Origin of the sequence: Enterobacter cloacae complex sp. P6RS (assembly GCF_014982245.1) — a bacterium.
GTDB classification, from domain to species: domain Bacteria; phylum Pseudomonadota; class Gammaproteobacteria; order Enterobacterales; family Enterobacteriaceae; genus Enterobacter; species Enterobacter bugandensis.
This window is the reverse complement of the sequence record NZ_JADCLB010000018.1, coordinates 94174-117664: the sequence shown is the minus strand read 5'-3', so window position 1 is coordinate 117664 and position 23491 is coordinate 94174. Positions and strand designations below refer to the sequence as shown.

Sequence of the window (23491 nt, the reverse complement as noted above, 5' to 3'; positions counted from 1 at the left end):
TGGACTGTTAGAATTGCGCCGATTTTTCTTACTAGCTATGCAATCGCGTGGGGATTTAAGCCGTGACCAACAAAACTTCTCTCAGCTACAAAGATGCCGGTGTTGATATTGACGCAGGTAATGCGCTGGTTGACCGAATCAAAGGTGTGGTGAAGAAAACCCGCCGCCCGGAAGTGATGGGTGGTCTGGGTGGATTCGGCGCACTGTGCGCGCTGCCGCAAAAATATCGTGAACCTGTTCTGGTCTCGGGTACTGACGGCGTAGGCACCAAGCTGCGCCTGGCGATGGATTTAAAACGTCACGACACGATCGGTATCGATCTGGTTGCGATGTGTGTGAACGACCTGGTGGTTCAGGGCGCAGAGCCGCTGTTCTTCCTCGATTACTACGCGACCGGCAAACTGGATGTGGATACCGCAGCCAGCGTCATTAACGGTATCGCCGAAGGCTGTCTGCAGTCCGGCTGTGCGCTGGTGGGCGGTGAAACCGCTGAAATGCCGGGCATGTACCACGGCGAAGATTATGACGTCGCGGGCTTCTGCGTCGGCGTAGTAGAAAAATCAGAAATTATCGACGGCAGCAAAGTGGCCGATGGCGATGTGCTGATCGCGCTGGCCTCCAGCGGCCCGCACTCTAACGGCTACTCTCTGGTGCGTAAAATCCTCGAAGTAAGCGGCTGCGATCCGCTGACCACCGAGCTGGACGGCAAACCGCTGGCCGACCACCTGCTGGCCCCAACCCGCATCTACGTGAAAAACGTGCTGGAGCTTATCGAGAACGTTGACGTTCACGCTATTGCTCACCTGACCGGCGGCGGCTTCTGGGAAAACATCCCGCGCGTGCTGCCGGACAACACCCAGGCGGTGATCGACGAATCCTCATGGCAGTGGCCGGCGGTCTTTAACTGGCTGCAAACTGCAGGCAACGTGAGCTCTCACGAAATGTACCGCACCTTTAACTGCGGCGTGGGCATGGTTATCGCCCTGCCGGCAAGCGAAGCGGATAAAGCGGTTAAGCTGCTGACCGAGAAAGGTGAAAACGCGTGGAAAATCGGTACGATTAAAGCCTCCGATTCCGAACAGCGTGTGGTCATTGAATGAAAAACATCGTGGTGCTCATTTCCGGCAACGGAAGCAATTTGCAGGCCATCATAGACGCCTGCAAACAGAAGAAAATCAACGGCACCATTCGGGCAGTTTTCAGCAACAAGGCCGACGCGTTCGGCCTTGAGCGCGCGCGGGAAGCGAACATTCCCGCTCACGCGCTGGAAGCCAGCCAGTTCGCCGGACGTGAAGCCTTTGACCGCGAGCTGGTGCAGGAGATTGACGCCTACGCGCCCGACCTCGTGGTGCTGGCGGGCTATATGCGTATTCTGAGCCCGGCCTTCGTCGAACACTACGCCGGTCGACTGCTGAATATTCACCCTTCCCTGCTGCCAAAATATCCCGGCCTGCATACCCATCGTCAGGTGCTGGAAAACGGTGACGAGGAGCACGGTACCTCCGTCCATTTCGTGACCGACGAGCTGGACGGTGGCCCGGTGATCCTGCAGGCGAAAGTCCCGGTCTTTGACGGCGACAACGAAGACGACGTGACCGAACGCGTGCAGACGCAGGAGCACGCCATTTACCCGCTGGTGGTAAGCTGGTTTGTCGACGGGCGTCTCGAAATGCGCGACGGCGCAGCCTGGCTGGACGGCGTGAAGTTGCCCCCGCAGGGTTATGCGGCCGAAGAGTAGTTTGCTATGTCGGGTGGCGCTTCGCTTACCCGATATTCCCTCCCCCAACCCGCTAAATTCCCCAACAAAAAAAATAACTGTCATACTTTTCTGGCACTGTTGGACATATCGTGGAAATGCTCGCCATAATAAGGACGAGACGGATTTACCACGTCCTGTGATTGAACTGGAGTGTGAGCTGTAATGGGTCAGGAAAAGTTATATATCGAGAAAGAGCTAAGCTGGTTAGCATTTAACGAACGTGTACTCCAGGAAGCGGCTGACAAAAGTAACCCGCTGATCGAACGCATGCGTTTTTTGGGCATCTATTCCAACAACCTGGATGAGTTCTACAAGGTTCGCTTTGCCGAGCTGAAAAGACGCATCATCATCAGCGAAGAACAGGGCTTAAACTCGCACTCGCGGCATCTGCTGGGCAAAATCCAGTCCCGCGTGCTGAAAGCCGATCAGGAATTTGACGGCCTGTATAACGAACTGCTGCTGGAGATGGCGCGCAATCAAATCTTCCTGATTAACGAACGTCAGCTTTCCGTTAACCAACAAAACTGGCTGCGCCACTACTTTAAACAGTACCTGCGCCAGCACATTACCCCGATTCTCATCAACCGCGAAACCGATCTGGTGCAGTTCCTGAAGGATGACTACACCTACCTGGCGGTGGAAATTATTCGCGGTGAATCCATCCGTTATGCCCTGCTGGAGATCCCGTCCGACAAGGTGCCGCGCTTTGTGAACCTGCCGCCGGAAACCCCGCGCAGACGTAAGCCGATGATCCTGCTGGATAACATCCTGCGCTACTGTCTGGACGACATCTTCAAAGGCTTCTTCGATTACGATGCGTTAAACGCCTACTCGATGAAGATGACCCGTGACGCCGAATATGACCTGGTGCACGAGATGGAGGCCAGCCTGATGGAGCTGATGTCCTCCAGCCTGAAACAGCGCCTGACGGCCGAGCCGGTGCGCTTTGTCTATCAGCGCGATATGCCGGACGCCATGGTGGAAATGCTGCGCGAGAAGCTGACCATTTCGCGCTATGACTCCATCGTGCCGGGTGGCCGTTACCACAACTTTAAAGACTTCATTGGCTTCCCGAACGTTGGCAAAGCCAATCTGGTGAACAAACCGCTGCCGCGCCTGCGTCATATCTGGTTCGATAAGTTCCGCAACGGATTCGACGCCATCCGCGAGCGCGACGTGCTGCTCTACTACCCGTACCACACCTTTGAACACGTGCTGGAGCTGCTGCGTCAGGCCTCGTTCGACCCGAACGTGCTGGCGATCAAAATCAACATCTACCGCGTGGCAAAAGATTCCCGCATCATCGACGCGATGATCCACGCGGCACACAACGGCAAAAAAGTCACCGTGGTGGTTGAGCTGCAGGCGCGCTTCGACGAAGAGGCGAACATTCACTGGGCGCGCCGCCTGACGGAAGCGGGCGTGCACGTGATCTTCTCCGCGCCGGGTCTGAAAATTCACGCCAAACTGTTCCTGATCTCGCGTAAAGAGGGTGATGACGTGGTGCGCTATGCCCACATCGGCACCGGGAACTTTAACGAAAAAACTGCGCGGATTTATACCGACTACTCGCTTTTAACCGCTGACGCCCGCATTACCAACGAAGTGCGCCGGGTGTTTAACTTCATCGAAAACCCGTACCGCCCGGTGAGCTTCGACTATCTGCTGGTCTCACCGCAGAACTCACGCCGCCTGCTGTACGATATGATCGATAAAGAGATCGCCAATGCCCAGAAAGGCTTGTCGTCCGGCATCACGCTGAAGCTTAACAACCTGGTCGATAAAGGGCTGGTGGACAGGCTGTACGCGGCGTCCAGCTCCGGCGTGCCGGTTAACCTGCTGATCCGCGGCATGTGCTCGCTTATTCCGGAACTGGAAGGCATCAGCGACAATATTCGCGTTATCAGCATCGTTGACCGCTACCTGGAGCACGATCGGGTCTATATTTTCGATAATGCGGGCGATAAACAGGTCTATCTCTCTTCGGCAGACTGGATGACGCGCAATATTGACTATCGAATTGAAGTCGCGACGCCGCTGCTGGATCCGCGTCTGAAACAGCGTATCCTCGACATTATCGAGATCCTGTTCAGCGATACGGTGAAGGCGCGCTATATCGACAAAGAACTCAGTAACCGCTACGTACCGCGCGGCAACCGCCGTAAAGTGCGGTCACAACTGGCGATTTACGACTATATCAAATCACTCGAGCAACCCGATTAACCTATGCCGATAAATGATAAGACCCCACGCCCGCAGGAATACGCCGCGGTCGATCTTGGCTCTAACAGTTTTCACATGGTCATCGCCCGTGAGGTGGATGGCGCGCTGCAGATCATCGGTCGTCTGAAGCAGCGCGTACACCTGGCGGATGGGCTTGATGAGCGCAGCATGCTCAGCGAAGAGGCGATGGAGCGTGGTTTAAACTGCCTGTCGCTGTTTGCCGAACGCCTGCAGGGCTTCTCGCCCTCCAGCGTTTGCATCGTGGGCACCCACACGCTGCGCCAGGCGCTGAACGCGCCGGAGTTCCTCAAGCGGGCCGAAAAAGTGATCCCCTACCCGATTGAGATCATCTCCGGTAACGAGGAGGCGCGTCTGATTTTCATGGGCGTTGAACATACCCAGCCGGAAAAAGGGCGCAAGCTGGTGATCGACATCGGCGGTGGTTCTACGGAGCTGGTGATCGGCGAAGACTTTGAGCCGCGCCTGGTGGAAAGCCGTCGCATGGGCTGCGTCAGCTTCGCGCAGATGTACTTCCCCGGCGGCACCATTACCCGTGAAAACTTCCAGCGGGCGAAAATGGCTGCGATCCAGAAGCTGGAGAATCTGGCCTGGCAGTACCGCATTCAGGGCTGGAACGTGGCGCTGGGCGCGTCGGGCACCATCAAGGCGGCGCATGAAGTGCTGCTGGCGATGGGTGAAAAAGACGGTTTTATCACGCCTGAACGCCTGACCCTGCTGACCGAAGAGGTGCTGAAGCATAAAAGTTTTGACGCCCTAAGCCTGCCGGGGCTTTCCGACGAGCGTAAGGCAGTCTTCGTGCCGGGCCTGGCTATTCTCTGCGGCGTGTTTGACGCCCTGGCGATTAAAGAGCTGCGCCTTTCCGACGGCGCGCTGCGTGAGGGGGTGCTGTATGAAATGGAGGGCCGCTTCCGCCATCAGGACATTCGCAGCCGCACCGCGCAGAGCCTGGCCAACCAGTACAACATCGACCGCGAGCAGGCGAAGCGCGTCCTGGAAACCACGGTGCAGATGTACGAGCAGTGGCAGGAGCAGAACCCCAAGCTGGCGCACCCGCAGCTTGCCGCGCTGCTGAAATGGGCCGCGATGCTGCACGAGGTGGGGCTGAACATCAACCACAGCGGGATGCACCGCCATTCAGCGTATATTCTGCAAAACAGCGATCTGCCCGGCTTCAACCAGGAGCAGCAAACAATGATGGCGACCCTGGTGCGCTATCACCGTAAAGCCATCAAGCTCGACGATCTGCCGCGCTTCACGCTGTTTAAGAAAAAGCAGTTCCTGCCGCTTATTCAGCTGCTGCGCCTGGGCGTGCTGCTGAACAATCAGCGTCAGGCCACCACCACACCGCCGACGCTGAAGCTGAAAACCGACGATCACCACTGGACGCTGAGCTTCCCGCACGACTGGTTCAGCCAGAACGCGCTGGTCCTGCTGGACCTGGAAAAAGAGCAGCAGTACTGGGAAGCGGTCACCGGCTGGATGCTCAAAATCGAGGAAGATAGCGCCGACGTCGCCGCGTAACGGCTCAGGCGTCCGCCGTGGACGCCTCTGCTTCCAGCAGTGACTCAAGCGGTGCCGGTCTGCCAATCAGATAGCCCTGCACATAATCAATGCCTAGCGCGTGCACCGCGCTACGTATCTCTTCGGTCTCGACATATTCCGCCACCACCAGCATCTTCTTCATGCGCGCCAGATGACAGATAGAGGCCACAATCTGGTAATCCAGACTGTTGTTGACGATATTGCGGATGAAATCGCCGTCGATTTTGAGAATGTCCGCATCCACGCTTTTCAGCCGCGCATAGCTCGCATAGCCGGTACCAAAATCATCGATCGCAATGCGTACCCCCATTTTCTGCAGCTGCCGCAGAATATGGAGCCCCTGCTCCGCGTTGCAGAAGGTGCTGCACTCCGTCACTTCAAAGATCAGCTGCCACGGCTCAATGGCATATTTCGCCAGCAGGCGACTCACCTCAAGCGGGAACTGCACCCGACACACCGTTGAAGGGGCCAGATTAATGGCAAAGCGCTGGCCGGGTAGCCTTTCGCGATGCGCGGCGAGGAAGCGCAGCGTATGCTCCAGCACCCACAAATCCACCCGCGAAGAGAGGCCGAACTCCTGGGCTATCGGCAGGAATTGTTCAGGGGAGATCAACAGCCCGTTTGCATCAGTCATCCGCAGCAAGACCTCATGATACCTATCGCCACGCAGGCCGCGTACGGGCTGAACGAGCAGCGTGAATGCGTTGTTATCCAGCGCACGCTGCAGGCGACTCATCACCGCGACTTTATCCTTCAGGCTACGCTGCAGATGGACGGCGCCGCGCTGCTGAAGATTTTCCGGGTGGTTAGAGGAGAGCGACAGATCGGCCACCACCCCCAGCTCACCCAGCACCAGATAGAGGTGGTTAACCGGCGAACGCACATAGCAGTAGCTCACCCCCACCTGCGGCTGCAGCGGCATGCCGTCCCAGACAAAGCGGAACTGCTTGATGTGTTCGTCCAGGGTTTCAATCCGCTGCTGGTGCGATTCGGCATTAAGGCGAACCGCCATGTCACAGCCCGTCAGGTGATAGACCTGCTCATTGGGCTGGAGCGTGCCGTTAATCCATTGCGCGAGCTGCTGTTTGTACTGAATGCGCAGTAACACGCCATAGTTACGGCCCAGAATTTCAAGCTCCGGAACGCGGAGTAAACAGAGCGCCGACCATGGGTTTTTCGCCAGATCGCGCGAGAGCGCCCGCAGGTTAGGCATATGCAGAACCGGGTCGAGCAGCGCCAGCCTGCGGGAGCGTTTGTTCACCGCCCGCTGCCGGGTCGCCAGCATCGACATATAAATCACCACAAACGAGAAGACCAGATAGCTGGAAGAGGTGATTGCCAGCTGAATGTCGTACCCCTGGTTCACGGGGATATAGCGGTAAAAATAGTGAATAGACACCAGCAGTATCGGGATCCAGATAAGCGAAATCAGCTTATAGCCAAAGCGCATCGCCCCCCAGAGCATCACCGGCATCAGCAGCGACAGGGTGTAGTTAGTGGTGAAAATCGAACTGTTTTCATTCATCGGCAGCAGCAGGAGCGAAAGCAGCCCGGCAAGCGCAATGGCCCAAATCAGAAACTCAGCGCGCGTCACCTTTTTGTCTATCTGGGTACGGATCTGCGAGATGAGGCTTTTGAGATAGCGCGGATGACGAATCAGGCGGATCAGCAGATAACTTAACGGCACGCCCGTCAGACCGCTGACCAGCAAGGCCTGATAGTTGATCAGCGTGCGAATGTTGAGGGGGTTAAGCCCTGCCAGGCTCTGGCGACTCTCGTACACGCCCAGATACACCGCAAACTGGAACAACAGCAGAAACAGCGTCGCGGGGCAGAAGGCCTGCCAGAAGATGCGCTGCGCCATCAGCCGTACGTCGCCGTACGCCGTCATATTGCGTCTGGGCGCAAACACCCGGTAGCCGCCCCAGCTAAGCACTATAGGGACAATAAAATGAAGCACGCCGGCGACGGTTTCAAACATCCCGACCGACGGGTAATAACGGATAAACAGCGACAACACGATCCCGGGAAGGGCTTCCAGACCAAAAAACATCATCAGCGAAAGCAAAAACGAGAGCGGTAAATAATAAAGTGCCGCTATCCCGTCGCCCAGGTGCGTGAACGTATTCGCCACGCTCAGTACGGGAAGTAAAACCACCGGTAAAATAAGCGGCAATACCCACCAGCGGTGTTGATTCTTTTTCAGGAAAGCAAAAATGTTCATAGATGCCCGGTTAAACCCCTTTTTCTCCAGAAGGAAAATAATGACAGGCATCCAACCTGACCTGGCGCCGCCCGGCGACGTGCGGGGCGAACGGTATGGAGGAGGGATTTTAAATATCAGGGCCGGGAATCCGTTGACATAAATCAAACTATTTTACGCAAATAAGCTTTGCACAGCGTTTTTTTGAAATAATTTTCTTCATATTATCAATATGGTAAATGCAAATATTAATTTCAATAACAATAATTAATGTAAACGTTGACGGTTATTTACACATGACGGAATTGACCCTCTCTTTCCGCTGTGCCTTAATATCCCCGTCGCCCAGAAGGGCATGCCCAGGAAAAAGAAGAGTGAGTCAGGCCACGCGTATGCGCAAACGACACCGTTTTAACACCCGGATGACCCGCATTATACTGCTCATCAGCTTTCTGTTTTTCTTTGGCCGCTTCGTTTACTCTTCCATCGGCGCCTGGTATCACCATCAGGACAAAATCCAGTCGCAGCAGTCCAGCCTGAATGTCGACGCCGCTGACCGCTAGCCCTGCGATGGGTTTTGCACCAGCCGAATAATCCCCGCGATCCCTTTGCTGAGGATCTTGTCCTGCCGCATCACGATGGCGAGCTGTCGCTGCAGCACGGGCGTGAGCGACATGACGCAGAGCCCTTCACGGTCAGCATCATGCTCAACCGCCATTCGCGGAACGATACTGTAGCCGAGCCCCACCCGAACCATACGCTTAATCGCCTCAATGCTGCCAAGCTGCATCACCGGCGCGATCGCTAACCCATTGGCCGCAAACCAGCCATCAATGAGCGCCCGGGTACCGCTGCCAGACTCAAAGGCGATCAGCGGCTGGGCATGGAGCGCCTCTGGGGTTAACTCCCTGAAAGCATCCTGCTGTTCCCGCGACGCGATAAAAACAAACTCCTCGTCCATCACCGGCATAACGTCCAGCGCTCTGCCGCTGACCGGCAGCGTCACCAGCCCCATATCGAGACGGTTCTCTTCGATGGCCCTGACGATGTCGAGGGTGTTGCCCGTTGTTACGCCCACCCGCAGGAGCGGATAGTCGCGGCGCAGCTGCTCCAGCAGGGGCGGCAGAAGATGGATACAGGCCGTCGCCCCCGTACCAAGAGTAATGGTCCCGCTGACATCGTGGCTGAACGCGCTCACGGACCGCAGGGTTTCGTCCACAACCTGCTGAATGCGCTCTCCGTGCACCAGCAGTGACTCTCCTGCCGCCGTGGCCTTAATGCCCCGCCCGGTACGCTCCACCAGCCGCGTTTGCAGAAACTGCTCCAGCTGACGTATTTGCAGACTAACGGCGGGTTGGGAAATGCCCAGCAGATCCGCCGCCGCCGAAAAGCTGCCGCGCTGGATCACCAGACGGAACGTCGCGAGATAGCCAAGGTTAAGCGTCGTCATTCAAAGTTTCTCTTATACAGCGCATAAGGTTGCAGGCCTGCCAGCACAATACCGCGCTCGCTATGCTCAGGACAACTGCATAACGGAATGAAAAACAATGGAAACACCTGCCCTGCCTCGTAGCCTTGCCCTTACTGCCGGATGTAATCAGCTTATCAACTGGGGGATCTCGTTTTATCTGCCCGGCACCTTTGCGCGGGCAATTTCAGCCGACCGGGGATGGTCAGCGCCGCAGATTTACCTCGGCCTGACGCTGGCGATGCTGGTGATGGCGGCGGTATCACCTTTTGTCGCCCGCCTGCTGGCACGCTTTGGCGGGCAGAAAGTGGTGATGGTCGGAACGCTGCTGATCGCCGCAAGCTGCGCCGGTATGGCGTATACCCGGACGCTGTCTGGCTGGTACGGCGCCTGGCTACTGTGCGGCATCGGGATGCGTCTGTCGCTGTATGATGCGCTGTTCGCCGCGCTGGTCAACCTCTACGGGCAGCAGGCGCGAAGAACGATCTCACGCGTCACGCTGGCGGGCGGGCTGGCGTCTGCCGTCTTCTGGCCGCTGGGCGATTGCCTGCTGCACATCATGAGCTGGCAGGACGCGTTACGCATTTATGCCCTGCTTGGCCTGCTGAGCGCAGCGCTGATCCGCACGCTTCCCCGGCAGCGGTTGACGGAAAACACAAAGGCCATCGCGCCGCCCCTGCGCAACGAGCGGCGTAACGCCTGGCTTTATGCGGCCTTCATCGCCCTTATCACCTTTGTCTCTAACGGCACCTCCACCCATCTGCCGGAGTTTATTGCCCACTTTGGCCTGCCGGTCGCCATCGGCATGCTGTGGGGGATCGGCCAGACGGGCGCGCGCTCGCTGGAGGTGCTGGCAGGCGGCCGCTTAACCCCCTTCAAACTCACGCTCTTCACCGCCCTCGCCATGCCGCTCTGCTTTATTCTGGGGATGAGCAGCCCCCTCTTTGCGTGGTGTGCGGCCGGGTTTGTGCTGGGCTACGGCGCCATCAACGGGCTGGTCACCATAGTAAAAGCCACGCTGCCACTGGAGCTGTTTTGCACGGAAAGCTATGCCCGCCGCACGGGTATGCTGCTTATCCCGGGCCAGCTGATGGCCGCAGCCGCACCGTTTGCCTATGCGTGGCTGAACAAAACGCTGGGGATCGCGGGTGCAATGGGAGTGTCGACGGGGTTAACGCTGGTGATTGCCGGGCTGGCGATAGCGATCGTGCGCCATCCCGGTAGGCAAACTGTATCGCACTGTATCCCGCGCGACGCGCTGACAAACGGGTACAAAACGCCCCCTCCGGCAAATATCTCCGATACATAAAAATGGTTTTCTTTCCCTGTTGTCATTCAGAACTGATGAGGAGAGAACCATGATTCGTCGTTACGCAATTTTACCCCTGCTCGTCCTGGCCTCTGTAACACATGCCCAGGCCACGCCGCTGGACAACCTGAGCGCCGCGGACGTTAACGGCCCCGCCGCCGTTGCCCCGCTGGCGCAGCCGCAACCGCCTGCAAAACTGATCGTCGATCCGCCGCTTGCCGGGCCGCTGAGCAAAGGCGCGGTGTTTATTCAGTACCGGGCCGAAAACCTGCGCATCGAGCCGGTATTCGGCCCCGAGGCACTCAAGGTGACCCCGCGCATCGGGCACATTCACGTGGTGGTGGACGGTGCGCCGTGGCACTGGGCTGACGCCAGCGGCGAGCCGGTGATCCTGGTGGGGCTGCCCGCCGGCAAGCACAAGGTAACGATCATCCTGGCTGACCCGACGCACAAGCCGCTCGACCACAAAACCATTGAATTCACCGTCCCGCCCCACGCGGCGATCCACCATTTTTAAGGAGTCTGAACATGAAAGCACTGTCTGTACTGACGGCGGGCCTGCTGGCGCTTTCTGCCAGCGCCTTCGCGGAAAATAAAACCAGCGTCGTGCTGGTGCACGGCGCGTTTGCCGACGGGAGCAGCTGGAATAAGGTGATAACCCTTCTGCAGAAACAACACGCAGAGGTCATTGCCGTCCAGCTCCCGCTCACCTCGCTTAATGATGATGTTGCCGCCACAAAACGGGCCATCGCCCGGGCGCACGGCGAGGTGGTGCTGGTAGGCCACTCCTGGGGCGGCACCGTTATTAGCGAGGCGGGCAACGATGCACGGGTAAAATCGCTGGTGTATGTGGCGGCGTTCGCGCCGGATTCCGGCCAGTCGACGGCGGATCGGGCAGGTAGCTTCCCTCCGCCGCCGGGTAGCGCGGGCATCGCTAAAACGGCGGACGGCTATTTATACCTGCCGACAGAAGCCGTCAGGAAGGACTTCGCGCCTGACGTGAAGCCGGGTGAACAAAACGCTATCGCAGCCACGCAGGGGCCGATCAAAGCCGATGCGTTTGGTGAAAAGGTGACTCACGCGGCGTGGCATGATAAACCGAGCTGGTTTGTGGTCAGCAAGCATGACCGGATGATCAACCCCGACCTGGAACGTGCGATGGCGAAGGCGATACATGCGAAAACCACCGAGGTGGCCGCGAGCCACGTGGCGATGGTGAGTCAGCCGGAGGCCATCGCCCGGACGATTGAGCAGGCGAGGCGGACGCACTGAGGACAATTCGCCCGGCGGCGCTACGCTTGCACGAACCTACGATTTCGTAGGCCGGGTAAGCGCAGCGCCTCCCGACAAGAAAGGCCGTCTCAGCCCCCCCTCTCTGCGGGATAATCGCGATTAATCCACGCGTGGTCCTCTTCCCAGGTGAACATCCATTTGCGCACCGGACCGGCCATCACGTTGAGGTAGTAGCTGTCATACCCCGCTATCGTCGCCACCGGATGATACCCCTTCGGCACCATCACCACGTCACGGTTGTAGACCGCCATACACTCATCCAGCGTTCTGTCGTCGGTGTAGACGCGCTGCATGCAGAACCCCTGCTCCGGGTTGAGGCGATGATAGTAGGTCTCCTCCAGGTAGGTCTCCTGCGGCGGGTTATCCGTGTCATGCTTGTGGCTCGGGTACGAGCTGGTACAGCCCTCGTTAGTCCAGACCTCCACCACCAGCAGGCTGTCGGCGGGCTTGTCTTCCGGCAGAATGTTGTGCACGTAGCGCTGGTTGTGCCCCTTGCCGCGCGCTTCAGCGTCGATATCCTGCGGGGCAATCAGCCGCGTCGGGTACGAGCTCTTGCCCGGCGCGGCGCAGACCGCCAGCTCCAGCGCCGTCAGCGCCTTCACCTGCACCGTCTCCTGCGGGGTAACGTACACTGCCCACGGTTTGATGCGCTCGAAGGGGCTCATCCGCTCGCCGATATCGTTAAACTGCGCGGAAGGAGTGGTGATAGAGGCGCGCCCGGCGACCAGCACCAGGCAGCGTTCTTCCCTGACGGCGGGCAGCGTCAGCGTCTGCCCCTCCTGCAGCTCATACGCCTCAAACCCGACGTACCCCCACCCTGCGCGTTCCGGGGTGACGGACTGAGTGCGCCCCTCCGCGTTCGGCTGCTGCCAGCGTGATAACAGACGTGACATGTCACCTCCTCAAATAAGCCCGGCGTCGCGCGCCAGGCGGCTCAGGTTGTTATACCCCAGACGAGCGTAGGTCAGCGGATGGGCAATCGCCGGATCCTGCTCGGCCTCCACCACCAGCCAGCCGCGATAGTCCTGCGCCTTCAGCAGACTCATGATCGGCGGGTAATCGACGCAGCCATCGCCCGGCACGGTAAACACGCCGCTCAGCACCGCATCGAGGAAACTGGTTTTGCGGTTTTTCACGTCCGCCAGCACGTCGGCGCGCACGTCTTTGCAGTGAACGTGGTTGATGCGCGACGCCCAGCGCTGCGCCACCGCCAGCGGATCGGCCCCGGCAAAGGTCAGGTGACCGGTGTCCAGCAGCAGTCCTACCGCCTCTCCGGTGTGGGTCATCAGGTTGTCCACGTCGTCGGCGGACTCAATCACCGTACCCATGTGATGATGGTAAGCAATCTGGACTCCCTGCTGCTGCGTGTAGCGGGCAAATTCGGTGAGCTTCTCGCCGTACTCCTTCCAGCGCGCCTGAGGGAAGCGCGGACGCAGATGCACCGGGGTCTGCTGCTCGCCGTGAATGCAGCCGCTCACTTCCGCAAAGACCAGCACCTTCGCCCCCAGCTCGCGCAGCAGCGTCAGGTGCGGCTGCACGGCGGCGATCTCCGCCTCTACGCTGCGCTCCAGCAGGCGGCCGGAGTACCAGCCGGAGACCAGCTGCAGGTCGTGGCGCTGCAAAATCGGGCCAAGCAGGCGCGCTTCACGCGGGAATTTGTTGCCCAGCTCAAAGCCAGCAAAACCGGCCTCTTTCCCTTCGCTCAGGCAGGTCTCCAGCGAGGTTTCCGCGCCGAGGGAAGGCAGATCGTCGTTCGTCCACGTCAGCGGGTTAATGCCTAATTGCACACTCATTGTTATCTCCATTATGCGTGTCCGCGCTCGCGCCACCAGGCGATAAGCTGCAGGTAGTTGTCCCGGATGCGCGCCACCAGTTGCGCATCGTCAATATCGTGCTTCAGCCACGCGCGGGAGGCGTCGCCAAACAGCGTGCGCCCCACGGCGAAGCCTTTAACCAGCGGCTGCCCCGCTGCGGCCTTGAAGCCCGCGCGCAGCTGTTCCGCCGGCGCGTCCAGACCGAGGATCACCACCCCGCGGCAGTGCGGGTCCCGGCGTTCGATAATCTCGCCGAGCGCCGTCCAGCCGTCGGCGGAAAGCGGCGGCAGCTTCCACCAGTCCGGGTAAATGCCCAGGTTGTAGAAGCGGGAGATAGCGCGCAGGTAGAGCTCGTCGCTGCGCGGCATGCTGGCGGGCAGGATCACCTCCAGCAGCAGCTCGTGCCCGGACCGGCAGCAGGCGTGGTACACCTCAGCGATTTTCTGCTCCTGCTCCAGACGCAGGCCGTGGGCGTCTTCCGGGTGGAAGAAGACCAGGCACTTCACCACGTGCTCCTGCGGCCAGCTGATAAGCTGGGTGCCGATATTGCCGTGCTCCATCTCCAGCGGGCGGGAGCCCGGCAGCTCAATGGGGCGACCAATCCACCACCCTTCCCCGGTGATCGCGTTCAGCGCGTCCTGACCAAAGGTGCCGTCGCACAGCAGGCCGGCTTTGCCCTCAAGCCCGGCGCGGCTCGCCGCCTCGCGGCTGGCCTGCAGGATCAGCTGCTTCAGCGCCGGAATGCGCTTAAGCGACGCGCCGCACTGCATCGCCATATCCTCAAGCTGGCTGCGGTGATCGAAGGCCATCACGCACAGCTCCGGCCATTCGCGGCGGCGGGTGGTCACCCGGTGGAGATGGTTAAGACGCGGGTCAAGATCCGGGCGCGGCACAACCGCAGCGCGGGAGAGATAGTCATCCAGCTCGATTTTGCTCGGCATCGCCGGGGCGCAGCCGTGGCGCGAGACCACCAGCGCGCCGCAGGCATTGGCGTAGCGGCACGCCTGCTCCCAGCCCTCGTCGTTCAGATAGCCGCGCAGCAGGCCGGACATAAACGCGTCCCCCGCCCCGAGAACGTTCAGCACCTCCACGCGCACGCCGGTCACCGTCAGGCCGTCGTCCAGCCGGGACGGAATGGCGTCGGTATAGACCGAGCAGCCCAGCGCGCCGCGCTTGCAGACCAGCGTTGCTTCACTGACGGCGCGCACCTGCCCCAGCGCCTGCAGGGTATCCGTGCTGCCGCCCGCAATGTGGAACTCCTCTTCGGTGCCGACAATGACGTCGAAGAGGTGCAGTACCTCCTGCAGCTCGCGGGTGACCTGGTCGGCGGCGATAAAGCGCGTTTCGCCGTCGCCTAAGGAGGTGAGCCCCCACAGCACCGGACGGTAGTCGATGTCCAGCACCGTGCGCACGCCGTGACGGCGGGCATAGCCCAGCGCCGTCAGCACCGCCTCGCGGGTCTGCGGATGAGAAAGGTGGGTCCCGGTGATGGCAAGACAACGTGCGGAGGCAATGTAGCTTTCGTCCACATCGCTGGCGGTAATCGCCATATCCGCGCAGTTATCGCGGTAAAAAATCAGAGGAAAGGTGTCCCGGTCTTTAATGCCGAGCAGCACCAGCGCCGTGAGGCGCTCTTTATCGGTAATCAGATGGCTGGTATCGCAGCCTACCTGGTTGAGCTCTTCGCGCAGGAAGCGGCCCATATGTTCATCGCCGACGCGCGCCAGCATCGACGAGCGCAAGCCCTGGCGCGCGGTGCCGTACGCCACGTTGCCGGAGGATCCGCCAAGGTATTTGGCGAAGCTCGACACGTCCTCCAGGCGGGCACCAATCTGCTGACTATAGAGGTCTACCGCCACGCGGCCCATGCATATCACATCAAACTGCTTTTCCACGTTGATACCTCATCAGACAATGTCGTTCACGTTCAGCCAGCGGCCTTCCCGGTGCGAAAGCGCAATCGCGTCCAGCACGCGCGACACCTTCCAGCCCTCTTCGAAGTCCGGCCACATCGGCGCGTCGGCGGCAATCCCGTCCACCAGGTCGCGCACCTCCACCGTTTTTTGATCGTTAAAGCCAATTCCGTGGCCTGCGCCCATGCAGAACGCGGCGTAGTCCGGGTGCGCCGGGCCGACGAGCAGCGTGCGGAACCCCTGACGGTTCACCGGATCGTCATGCAGATAGAGCTTTAGCTCCGCCATGCGCTCCTGGGTGAAGCTGATGGCGCCCTTCGTCCCGGTGATCACGTACGAGAGTCCCATCTTGCGGCCGCAGGCGACGCGGGAGGTTTCAATGACACCCTGCGCCCCGCCCGCGAAGCGCACCATCGCGTGGGCCTGATCCTCGTTTTCCACCGCAATCATCTCTGACGATCCGGCCTTCGCCGGGCGCGCCGGGACCACGATCTTCAGATCGCCGCAGACCTGCTCGATATCGCCCACCAGGTACTGAGCCATATTGACGATATGCGCCGCGAGATCGCCCAGCGCGCCCAGCCCGGCGGTCTCTTTAAAGCAGTGCCAGTGGATGGGCGACAGCGGGTCGGCCATGTAGTCTTCGTTGTGGGTGCCGTAGAAGTGGATCACATCGCCAATCTCGCCGCGGGCGATAATCTCCTTCGCCAGCTGCGCCGTCGGGTTCTTCATGTAGTTGAACCCCACCAGCGTTTTCACCCCGGCCCGCTTCGCGGCGTCGACCATCTCGCGCGCTTCGTGGGCGTTGAGCGCCAGAGGCTTCTCCGAGTAGACGTGCTTGCCGTGGCGGATCGCCTCCAGCGCCATCTCTTTATGCAGGTGGTTAGGTGAGCAAATATCCACCACGTCAATGGCCGGGTCGGCCACCAGCGCCCGCCAGTCTCCCGTTGAACGGTTAAAGCCAAACGCCCGGGCGCGCTCTGCCGCCAGCTCCGGCGTGACTTCCGCCACCATCTCGCGCACCAGCCTGCCGCGAAGGTTGAACACCGTCGGGGCCTGGGCATAGGCGATAGCGTGCGCCTTGCCGATATACCCGGTGCCAATCAATCCAATACGAACCTCTTTCATCACGATCCTCACAGTGCGCCGCGACGGCTCTTGGCGTAGGTATCAAACGCCACCGCCAGAACGATAATTAACCCGGTGATAATCTGCTGGTAGTAAGCCGAGACGTTCATCAGCACCAGGCCGTTAATCAGAATGCCCATAATGATGGAGCCGATAATGGTGCCGCCGATGCGCCCGTAGCCGCCCATCAGCGAGGTACCGCCGATCACCACCGAGGCGATGACGCGCAGCTCAAAGGAGATCCCGGCCACCGCCTCGGCGCTCCCCAGACGCGCGCTCAGGATGAAGCCCGCCAGCCCGGCCAGACAGCCGATCAGCACGTAGACGCTGACGAGCACGCGCTTGACGTTAACCCCCGCCAGGCGCGCCGCCTCCGGGTTGCCGCCGATGGCGTAGACGAAGCGGCCCCAGCGGGTTTTATGCAGCGCCAGATAGCCGCCGACGGCGACGATGGCGAAGATCCAGATCGGAATGGAGATGCCGAGCAGCTCGCCGCGTCCCCACCAGCGGTAGCCGGGGTCGAAACCGGCGATCGGTGCGCCGTCGTTGATCACCAGCGTCAGGCCGCGCCAGATGGTCATCCCGCCGAGGGTGACGATAAACGGCGGCAGGCGCAGGCGGGTGACGCCCAGACCGTGCAGGAAGCCAATCGCTGTGCCCATCGCCAGACAAATCCCCAGCCCGATCAGCCAGCTCATGCCGCCCCAGGCGTTCGGGTCGACGGTGGTGAAGTTATCGCCCTTAATGACGTACGCCGCGGTCATGGCGCACACCGCCAGAATGGAGCCCACGGAGAGGTCGATCCCGGCGGTCAGAATGACGAAGGTCATCCCCACGGCCATGATCCCGTAGATGGAGACTTCGGTCAGGATGTTGAAAATATTGCGTTCAGAGAAAAAGTTGCTGTTCTGCGACTGGAAGAAGATCAGCAGCAGGATCATGAAAATCAGCACCCCGAAGCGCTCGAAAAAGGCGATGGGATCGATGCGTCCGGCGCGTTTGACCGGGGCCTGCGTTTTAGAAATCATCTGCGTCATGAGAAACTCCGTTATGCCGCGTTCAGGGCGTTGTGGTTGATGGCCATCATCGTCATCAGCCGTTCTTCGTTAGCGTCGTCACCGTGGATCTCGCCGGTCACCCGGCCTTCGCTGAGGGTGATGATCCGGTCAGACACCGCCATCACTTCAGGCAGATCGGAGGAGATCACGATCACCGCCACGCCCTTTTTCGCCATGTCAAACAGCACCTGGTGCACTTCCGATTTGGTCCCCACGTCGATGCCGCGCGTCGGCTCATCAACGATCAGCACCCGCGGGTTGAGCGCCATGCAGCGCGCGAGGATCACCTTCTGCTGGTTACCGCCGGAGAGCTTGCGCACCTCCTGCGCGCTGTTGACCATTTTGATCTGCAGGGCCTGGCGATAGGACTCAATCAGATCGTCCTCTTTGCGGGTGTTCACAAACCAGCGCCACTGCAGCAGCGAGGAGAGGCACGAGAGCGACAGGTTGTCGCGAATCGACAGTCCCAGCACCGCCCCCTCTTTTTTACGGTCTTCGGGCACCAGCGCCACGCCCTGGTCGAGGGCATACAGCGGGTCGCGCGGCTGGTATGGCACGCCGTCCAGCTCAAAGCTCCCTGAGGTAAAGGCGTCTGCGCCAAACAGGCAGCGGGCCACCTCGGTGCGTCCCGCGCCCACCAGCCCGGCAATGCCCAGAACTTCCCCAGCGTGGACGTGGAAGCTGATGTCGTGCAGGGCGATGCCGTGCGGATCCAGCGGCGGCTTTTCGCGGCTCAGCCCCTTCACCGCCAGGCGGACGGGTTTGTCTTGATGATGGGTTTCGCTGGCGGGGCGACGGTTAAAGGCCACGTCGCGCCCGACCATCAGGCGGATCAGCTGTTCGACGTTGGTCTCCGCCACCGCGCCGGTACCGGTGAAGCGGCCGTCCTGAAATACGGTGAAGCGATCGCAGAGCTGGAAAACTTCGTGCAGGCGGTGGGTAACGTAAATAATGCTCACGCCGCGGTTTTTAAGCTCCCGCACCACGCGGTGCAGGCTTTCCACCTCGCTATCGCTCAGCGCGGCGGAAGGTTCGTCCATGATGATCAGGCGAGCGTTGAGGGTCAGCGCCCGGGCTATCTCCACCATCTGCTGCTGGGCAACGCTCAGACGGGCGACCGGCGTGGTCGGCGCAACATTTAGCTGCAGGTAATCGAGAATGACCTGCGCCTCCTGGTTTACCGCCCTTTCGTCGACAATCAGGTTCCGTTTACGCGGCTCGCGCCCGAGAAACATGTTTTCCGCGACGGTCATGTTGGGCAGCAGGTTGAATTCCTGATAGATGGTGATAATGCCCTTGTTCTGCCGTTCCACCGGAGAGTCGTCCACCGGCAGCATTTCGCCGTTGAACCAGATATCCCCGCGGGTTTGCGGCTGCGCGCCCGCAAGCGCCTTCAGCAGCGTGGATTTACCCGCCCCGTTTTCCCCCAGCAGGGCGTGGATCTCCCCCGCGCCGACGGTCAGCTGGGCGCTGCTTAGCGCCCAGACGCCGGAAAAGCTTTTTGCCAGGTCGGTCACTTTCAGTAAGGGTTGCGACATCGGTCTGCTCCTCCTCATGTTGAGCCGCCAGAGGCGGCTCGGGACATATCAGTTACCGGCCTCACCGATACGCTCAGCCTGCTGCAGGTTCTCTTTGGTGATCAGCGTTGGCGGGTAGTCGGCCCCGGTGATGGCTTTCTTCTCGCGCACGTTGGCCACCAGCTGGCTCATCGCCGTCTGCACCGCAAAGCCGGGACGCTGATCCGCCGTGACCGCCAGCCAGCCGTCGCGCACGCGGGCCAGCGCTTCCGGCACCGCATCAAAACCGGTCACGAGGATTTCACCCGGCTTCACGCCCTGGCTCTGCAGGGCTTCAATCGCGCCCAGCGCCATATCGTCGTTGGCGGAGAGGATCACCTGCGGGCGTTTCGGTAGCGAAGGCAGAACACTTTCGACGATGCGCATCCCTTCAGAACGCATCCAGTTGCCGGTCTGATCGGCGACGATCTTGTACTTATCCCCGCCCGCCTTCAGGCTGTCGCGGATCCCTTTGGTGCGTTCAATATTGGAAGAGGAACCCGGCTGGCCGGTGAGCAGGATGATCTCTGCCCCGTCGGGGAATTTGGTTTTGACGAAGTCGCCAATCGCCTGGCCGCCTTTGTAGTTGTTGGCGCCAAAGTGGGGCACTTTTTTCTGGCTGTCGACGGAGCGGTCAAGGGTGACCACCGGCAGTTTTGCATCCTGAATTTCATCCACCGCGCTGGAGACCGCGTTCACGTCGTTCGGGGAGACGATAAAGCCCTGCGCCCCGCGGGTGATGGCGTTTTCCAGGTCAGCCACCTGCTTGGGTGAACTGCCCTGCCCGTCCAGTACCTGAAGCTTCACGCCCATCTCTTTCGCGGCTTTCACCGCCGTACGCTGCATGTGAACCTCAAACGGCATGGCCAGGTTTGGCGTACTGAAAACAATCTGCTCGTTTTCGGCGAGGGCGGCCCCGGACGTCATTGCGATGAGGGCGGCTAAGATCAGTTTTTTCATTATTATGTCTCTCTGTGTAGGGTTGTTGTGTTTAGAGGACGATCTCGCGCTGGCTACGCAGCGACTCCAGCGCTTTATCCGCGAGGTACAGCGCACGTTCACCATCATCGCCGCTGCAGTCAGGCACCGCTTCGCCGCGCAGGACCGCAACAAAGTGTTCCCATTCCGCGGCGTAAGCGGATTTGTAGCGCTGCAGGAAGAAGTGTTCCGGCAGCGCGCTGGTGCAGCCCTGTTTGCCGTAGTGCTGCACCTGGTTTTCCAGAATATTGCCGGCGCACAGCAGCCCTTCGGAGCCGTGCAGCTCCAGGCGCTGGTCGTAGCCGTAAGAGGAGCGGCGGCTGTTGACGATGGTCGCCATCGCGCCGGAGGCATATTTCAGAACGATAAACGCGGTATCGATATCCCCCGCCTCGCCAATCGCCGGATCCACCAGGTTACTGCCCTGGGCATACACCGACACCGGCTCTTCGCCCATGATGAAACGGGCCATGTCGAAGTCGTGAATGGTCATATCGCGGAACATGCCGCCGGAGACGCGCACGTACTCGGCGGGCGGCGGAGACGGGTCGCGGGAGATGATCAGCAACGATTCCGGCTTGCCGATGCGCCCGGCCTGGGCATCGGTTTTCACGCGGCGGAACTGTGGGTCAAAGCGGCGGTTAAAGCCGATGAACAGCGGCACGTCGTACTCTTTAACCACTTTCAGGCAGTCGCGTACGCGGGCGAGGTCGAGGTGTACCGGCTTTTCGCAGAAGATAGCCTTGCCGTGGCGGGCGGCCATTTCAATCAGATCCGCGTGGGTGTCGGTGGCGGAGGCGATCAGCACGGCGTGAACGTTAGGGTCGGTCATCGCCTCATCCACGCTCTGCTGGCGGGCCTGATAGTGTGCGGCGAGACGGGTGGCAAATTCCTGATTCGGGTCAACCACGGACCAGAGCGTGGTCGCGCCGTGGCTGGCGATGTTAGCTGCATGTACCTGGCCAATTCGGCCAGCGCCCAGTAAAGCAATGTTAAACATAACGGCTCCCGGTGTTGGTGAATGCTGTGAACTAACGACCCTATAAATAAAACATTTATTTCATTTTTATAAATAGTGAAAATTATGTTTTTGAGTGCGGGTTAACACTTTTGAGATGTATGAGATAATTTTTGTTATCAATCTCACAACATGAAAGAAGGTACTGCTCACCCCTCACCCCGGCCCTCTCCCCAAAGGAGCGAGGGAGAAAAGAGTGCACCAACCCATCCCCTCTCCACTTTTGGGAGAGGGTTAGGGTGAGGGGAAAATGAAATGAAAATTTCGTTAAGACAGTAAAACTCAATACTGACGGGCTTTTTTCACCTGCGCCTGCGTTTGCTCCGCGGCCTCACGCACGGCAGACGACTCTGCCACCTGCGCGTCACCGGTTCGCCACCACGAGGCGTAGTCATGGGTCATGGTCTTCGGCAATACCTTGATGTCCAGCAGCGTCGGGCCCGGATGGGCGCGTGACGCCTCAAGCGCCGCCAGCAGGCTCTGCTCGTCGTTCACCCGCCACGCGCAGCAACCGTAGCTTTCCGCGTTTTGCGCAAAGTCGACCTTCACCAGCGGCCCGTCAAGCCGCCCGGTTTCCGGGTTGCGATGGCGATTTTCCGTGCCAAAGCTGCCCATTCCGTGACCCATCTGCAGGTTGTTAATGCAGCCGAAGCTGGCGTTATCAAACAGCAGAACGGTGACCTTAATGCCCTCCTGCACCGCGGTTTGCAGCTCGGAGTGCAGCATCATGTAGGAGCCATCCCCCACCATGGCGTAAACCGGCTGCCCGGGGCGGGCGAGCTTCGCGCCGATGGCCGCCGCAATCTCGTAGCCCATGCAGGAGTATCCGTACTCCAGGTGATAGCTGTCCGGCGTTTTGACCTGCCAGAGGCGCTGTAAATCTCCCGGCAGCGAACCGGCCGCGCCCACCACGATGGCGTTATCTTCCACATGCTGATTGATCAGCCCCAGCACCCGCGTCTGGGTCAGGCGGGTGTTGAGCGTCTCGCCGTATTCCGTCAGCTGCGCGTCCAGATGCCCCGCCACTTCGGGCGCGTCGTCCGGATGCCACTGGCGATCCCACAAGCGGCGGCACTCATCGCGCCACGCGGATTTAGCCTGGGCGATCGCCTCTCCCCAGCCGCTGCGGTAATCGCCGAGCGCGTGGGTTAAGGCCTGCAGCCCGGTTTGGGCATCGGCAATCAGCGCGGTGGCGTCCAGCTTCAGGGCGTCAAACTCGGCCACGTTCAGCAGCAGGAATTCGACGTCCGGGTGGGAAAAGAGCGCCTTGGAGCCGGTGGTAAAGTCGGTCAGGCGCGTGCCGACGCCAATCACTAAGTCAGCCTGTGGCGCGAGCTGGTTGGCGGCCATTCCGCCCGTCACTCCTACGCCGCCGAGGTTAAGTGGGTGGTCACTTACCAGCGCCCCCTTCCCGGCCTGCGTTTCGGCAAACGGCAGCTGCAGCGTCTCGACAAATTCGCGAAACGCCTCATGCGCGCCGGAGTAACGCACGCCGCCGCCGCACACCACCAGCGGACGGCGCTTGCGGGCGATCAGCGTCCGCGCCTGCGCCAGTCGCTGCGGATCGGGCGGACGGCGTTCGATGTGGTGCACCCGACGCGCGAAGAAGCTTAGCGGGTAGTCCCACGCTTCCCCTTGCACGTCCTGCGGCAGACAGAGGGTCACCGCTCCGGTATCTGCGGGGTCAGTAAGCGTTCGCATCGCGCTTAGCATGGCGCTCATGAGCTGCTCGGGGCGGTTGATGCGGTCCCAGTAGCGGGAAACCGGACGGAAGCAGTCGTTGGTGCTGATGCTGAGATCGTGATACTGCTCAATCTGCTGCAGCACCGGGTCCGGCTGGCGGCTGGCGTAGATATCGCCCGGCAGCAGTAAAAGCGGGATGCGGTTCGCCGTGGCGGTGGCCGCCGCCGTGACCATATTGGCGGCGCCCGGCCCGACCGAGGAGGTGACGGCAAAAATGCGCTGGCGGCGGTGCTGTTTGGCGAAGCCCGTCGCCATGTGGGCAATGCCCTGCTCGTTGCACCCCTGCATGATTTTCAGATGACCGGGATCCTGCTCCAGCGCCTGGCCAATACCCAGCACGTTGCCGTGCCCAAAGATCGTCGCCACGCCCTCCACGAAGGGCGTTTCGTTGCCGTCAACGCTGACGTACTGTTGATTCAGGAACCGGACCAGCGCCTGGGCCATGGTCATACGTTCGGTTTGCAT

The 23491-nt window shown here is 60.3% G+C and carries 19 protein-coding genes; 8 read left to right on the top strand and 11 right to left on the bottom strand.

All coding sequences use genetic code 11. From position 1 onward, the window contains the following. Nucleotides 1-62 precede the first annotated feature (62 nt). The 4 genes from purM (at nt 63) to ppx (ending at nt 5524) form a co-directional block, all read left to right on the top strand. Nucleotides 63-1100, top strand: a complete 1038-nt coding sequence (gene purM / locus INF73_RS11960) for a phosphoribosylformylglycinamidine cyclo-ligase (protein ID WP_008501643.1) — start codon at nt 63-65, stop codon at nt 1098-1100. Then, nucleotides 1097-1738 (top strand): phosphoribosylglycinamide formyltransferase, encoded by a 642-nt coding sequence (gene purN / locus INF73_RS11955; RefSeq protein WP_028014032.1) that lies wholly within the window; start codon nt 1097-1099, stop codon nt 1736-1738. Before purM ends, purN begins: the two co-directional genes overlap by 4 nt. 183 nt (nt 1739-1921) lie before the next feature. Further along, the gene (ppk1, locus tag INF73_RS11950) at nt 1922-3982 is read left to right on the top strand and encodes a polyphosphate kinase 1 (protein ID WP_028014033.1); all 2061 of its coding nucleotides are present in this window, start codon (nt 1922-1924) and stop codon (nt 3980-3982) included. A gap of 3 nt (nt 3983-3985) precedes the next feature. Beyond that, nucleotides 3986-5524, top strand: coding sequence for an exopolyphosphatase (gene ppx, locus INF73_RS11945; RefSeq protein WP_028014034.1), 1539 nt, complete (start codon nt 3986-3988; stop codon nt 5522-5524). 4 nt (nt 5525-5528) lie between these two features. Here ppx and INF73_RS11940 read toward each other — a convergent pair whose 3' ends face one another. Next, nucleotides 5529-7769: an EAL domain-containing protein gene (locus tag INF73_RS11940; RefSeq protein WP_028014035.1), complete on the bottom strand. Its 2241-nt coding sequence runs from the start codon at nt 7767-7769 to the stop codon at nt 5529-5531. Nucleotides 7770-8140: 371 nt separating this feature from the next. Here INF73_RS11940 and INF73_RS11935 point away from each other — a divergent pair, with 371 nt between their 5' ends. After that, nucleotides 8141-8311, top strand: coding sequence for a YfgG family protein (locus tag INF73_RS11935; RefSeq protein ID WP_023337595.1), 171 nt, complete (start codon nt 8141-8143; stop codon nt 8309-8311). Here INF73_RS11935 and INF73_RS11930 read toward each other — a convergent pair. Then, nucleotides 8308-9198, bottom strand: coding sequence for a LysR family transcriptional regulator (locus tag INF73_RS11930; protein WP_045631007.1), 891 nt, complete (start codon nt 9196-9198; stop codon nt 8308-8310). The genes INF73_RS11935 and INF73_RS11930 overlap by 4 nt on opposite strands. A 97-nt stretch (nt 9199-9295) precedes the next feature. On the opposite strand from INF73_RS11930, the gene INF73_RS11925 reads away from it, so the two are divergent. From INF73_RS11925 to INF73_RS11915, 3 genes are read left to right on the top strand one after another with little or no spacing between them, the layout of a single operon-like run. Then, nucleotides 9296-10525 carry an MFS transporter gene (locus INF73_RS11925; protein ID WP_193540751.1) on the top strand — a complete coding sequence of 410 codons (1230 nt, stop codon included), beginning with the start codon at nt 9296-9298 and terminating at the stop codon, nt 10523-10525. Between the two features lie 49 nt (nt 10526-10574). Then, complete coding sequence (locus INF73_RS11920; protein WP_047368080.1) at nt 10575-11042, top strand: DUF6130 family protein; 468 nt, start codon at nt 10575-10577, stop codon at nt 11040-11042. Nucleotides 11043-11053: 11 nt separating this feature from the next. Beyond that, nucleotides 11054-11797 (top strand): alpha/beta fold hydrolase, encoded by a 744-nt coding sequence (locus tag INF73_RS11915; RefSeq protein ID WP_193540753.1) that lies wholly within the window; start codon nt 11054-11056, stop codon nt 11795-11797. An 89-nt stretch (nt 11798-11886) separates the two neighbouring features. On the opposite strand, the gene iolB is transcribed toward INF73_RS11915, so the two are convergent. From iolB to iolD, 9 genes are all read right to left on the bottom strand, one after another. Further along, entirely contained in the window at nt 11887-12711 is an 825-nt protein-coding gene (gene iolB / locus INF73_RS11910; RefSeq protein ID WP_193540755.1) for a 5-deoxy-glucuronate isomerase, read from the bottom strand. Between the two features lie 9 nt (nt 12712-12720). Further along, on the bottom strand, nt 12721-13611 hold the full coding sequence (iolE, locus tag INF73_RS11905) for a myo-inosose-2 dehydratase (protein WP_028014042.1): 891 nt from the start codon (nt 13609-13611) through the stop codon (nt 12721-12723). 11 nt (nt 13612-13622) lie between these two features. Then, a complete protein-coding gene (iolC, locus tag INF73_RS11900) occupies nt 13623-15527 on the bottom strand; it encodes a 5-dehydro-2-deoxygluconokinase (protein WP_182035058.1) in 1905 nt (634 codons plus the stop codon). 12 nt (nt 15528-15539) lie between these two features. Continuing rightward, a complete protein-coding gene (locus INF73_RS11895) occupies nt 15540-16673 on the bottom strand; it encodes a Gfo/Idh/MocA family protein (protein ID WP_193540757.1) in 1134 nt (377 codons plus the stop codon). Between the two features lie 8 nt (nt 16674-16681). Beyond that, on the bottom strand, nt 16682-17710 hold the full coding sequence (locus tag INF73_RS11890) for an ABC transporter permease (RefSeq protein WP_028014045.1): 1029 nt from the start codon (nt 17708-17710) through the stop codon (nt 16682-16684). An 11-nt stretch (nt 17711-17721) separates the two neighbouring features. Beyond that, entirely contained in the window at nt 17722-19269 is a 1548-nt protein-coding gene (locus INF73_RS11885) for a sugar ABC transporter ATP-binding protein (RefSeq protein WP_028014046.1), read from the bottom strand. A gap of 48 nt (nt 19270-19317) precedes the next feature. Next, nucleotides 19318-20247, bottom strand: coding sequence for a sugar ABC transporter substrate-binding protein (locus INF73_RS11880; RefSeq protein WP_041908742.1), 930 nt, complete (start codon nt 20245-20247; stop codon nt 19318-19320). A 31-nt stretch (nt 20248-20278) separates the two neighbouring features. Next, on the bottom strand, nt 20279-21265 hold the full coding sequence (gene iolG, locus INF73_RS11875) for an inositol 2-dehydrogenase (protein ID WP_126327192.1): 987 nt from the start codon (nt 21263-21265) through the stop codon (nt 20279-20281). Between the two features lie 300 nt (nt 21266-21565). Then, on the bottom strand, nt 21566-23491 hold the full coding sequence (gene iolD / locus INF73_RS11870) for a 3D-(3,5/4)-trihydroxycyclohexane-1,2-dione acylhydrolase (decyclizing) (RefSeq protein ID WP_193540759.1): 1926 nt from the start codon (nt 23489-23491) through the stop codon (nt 21566-21568).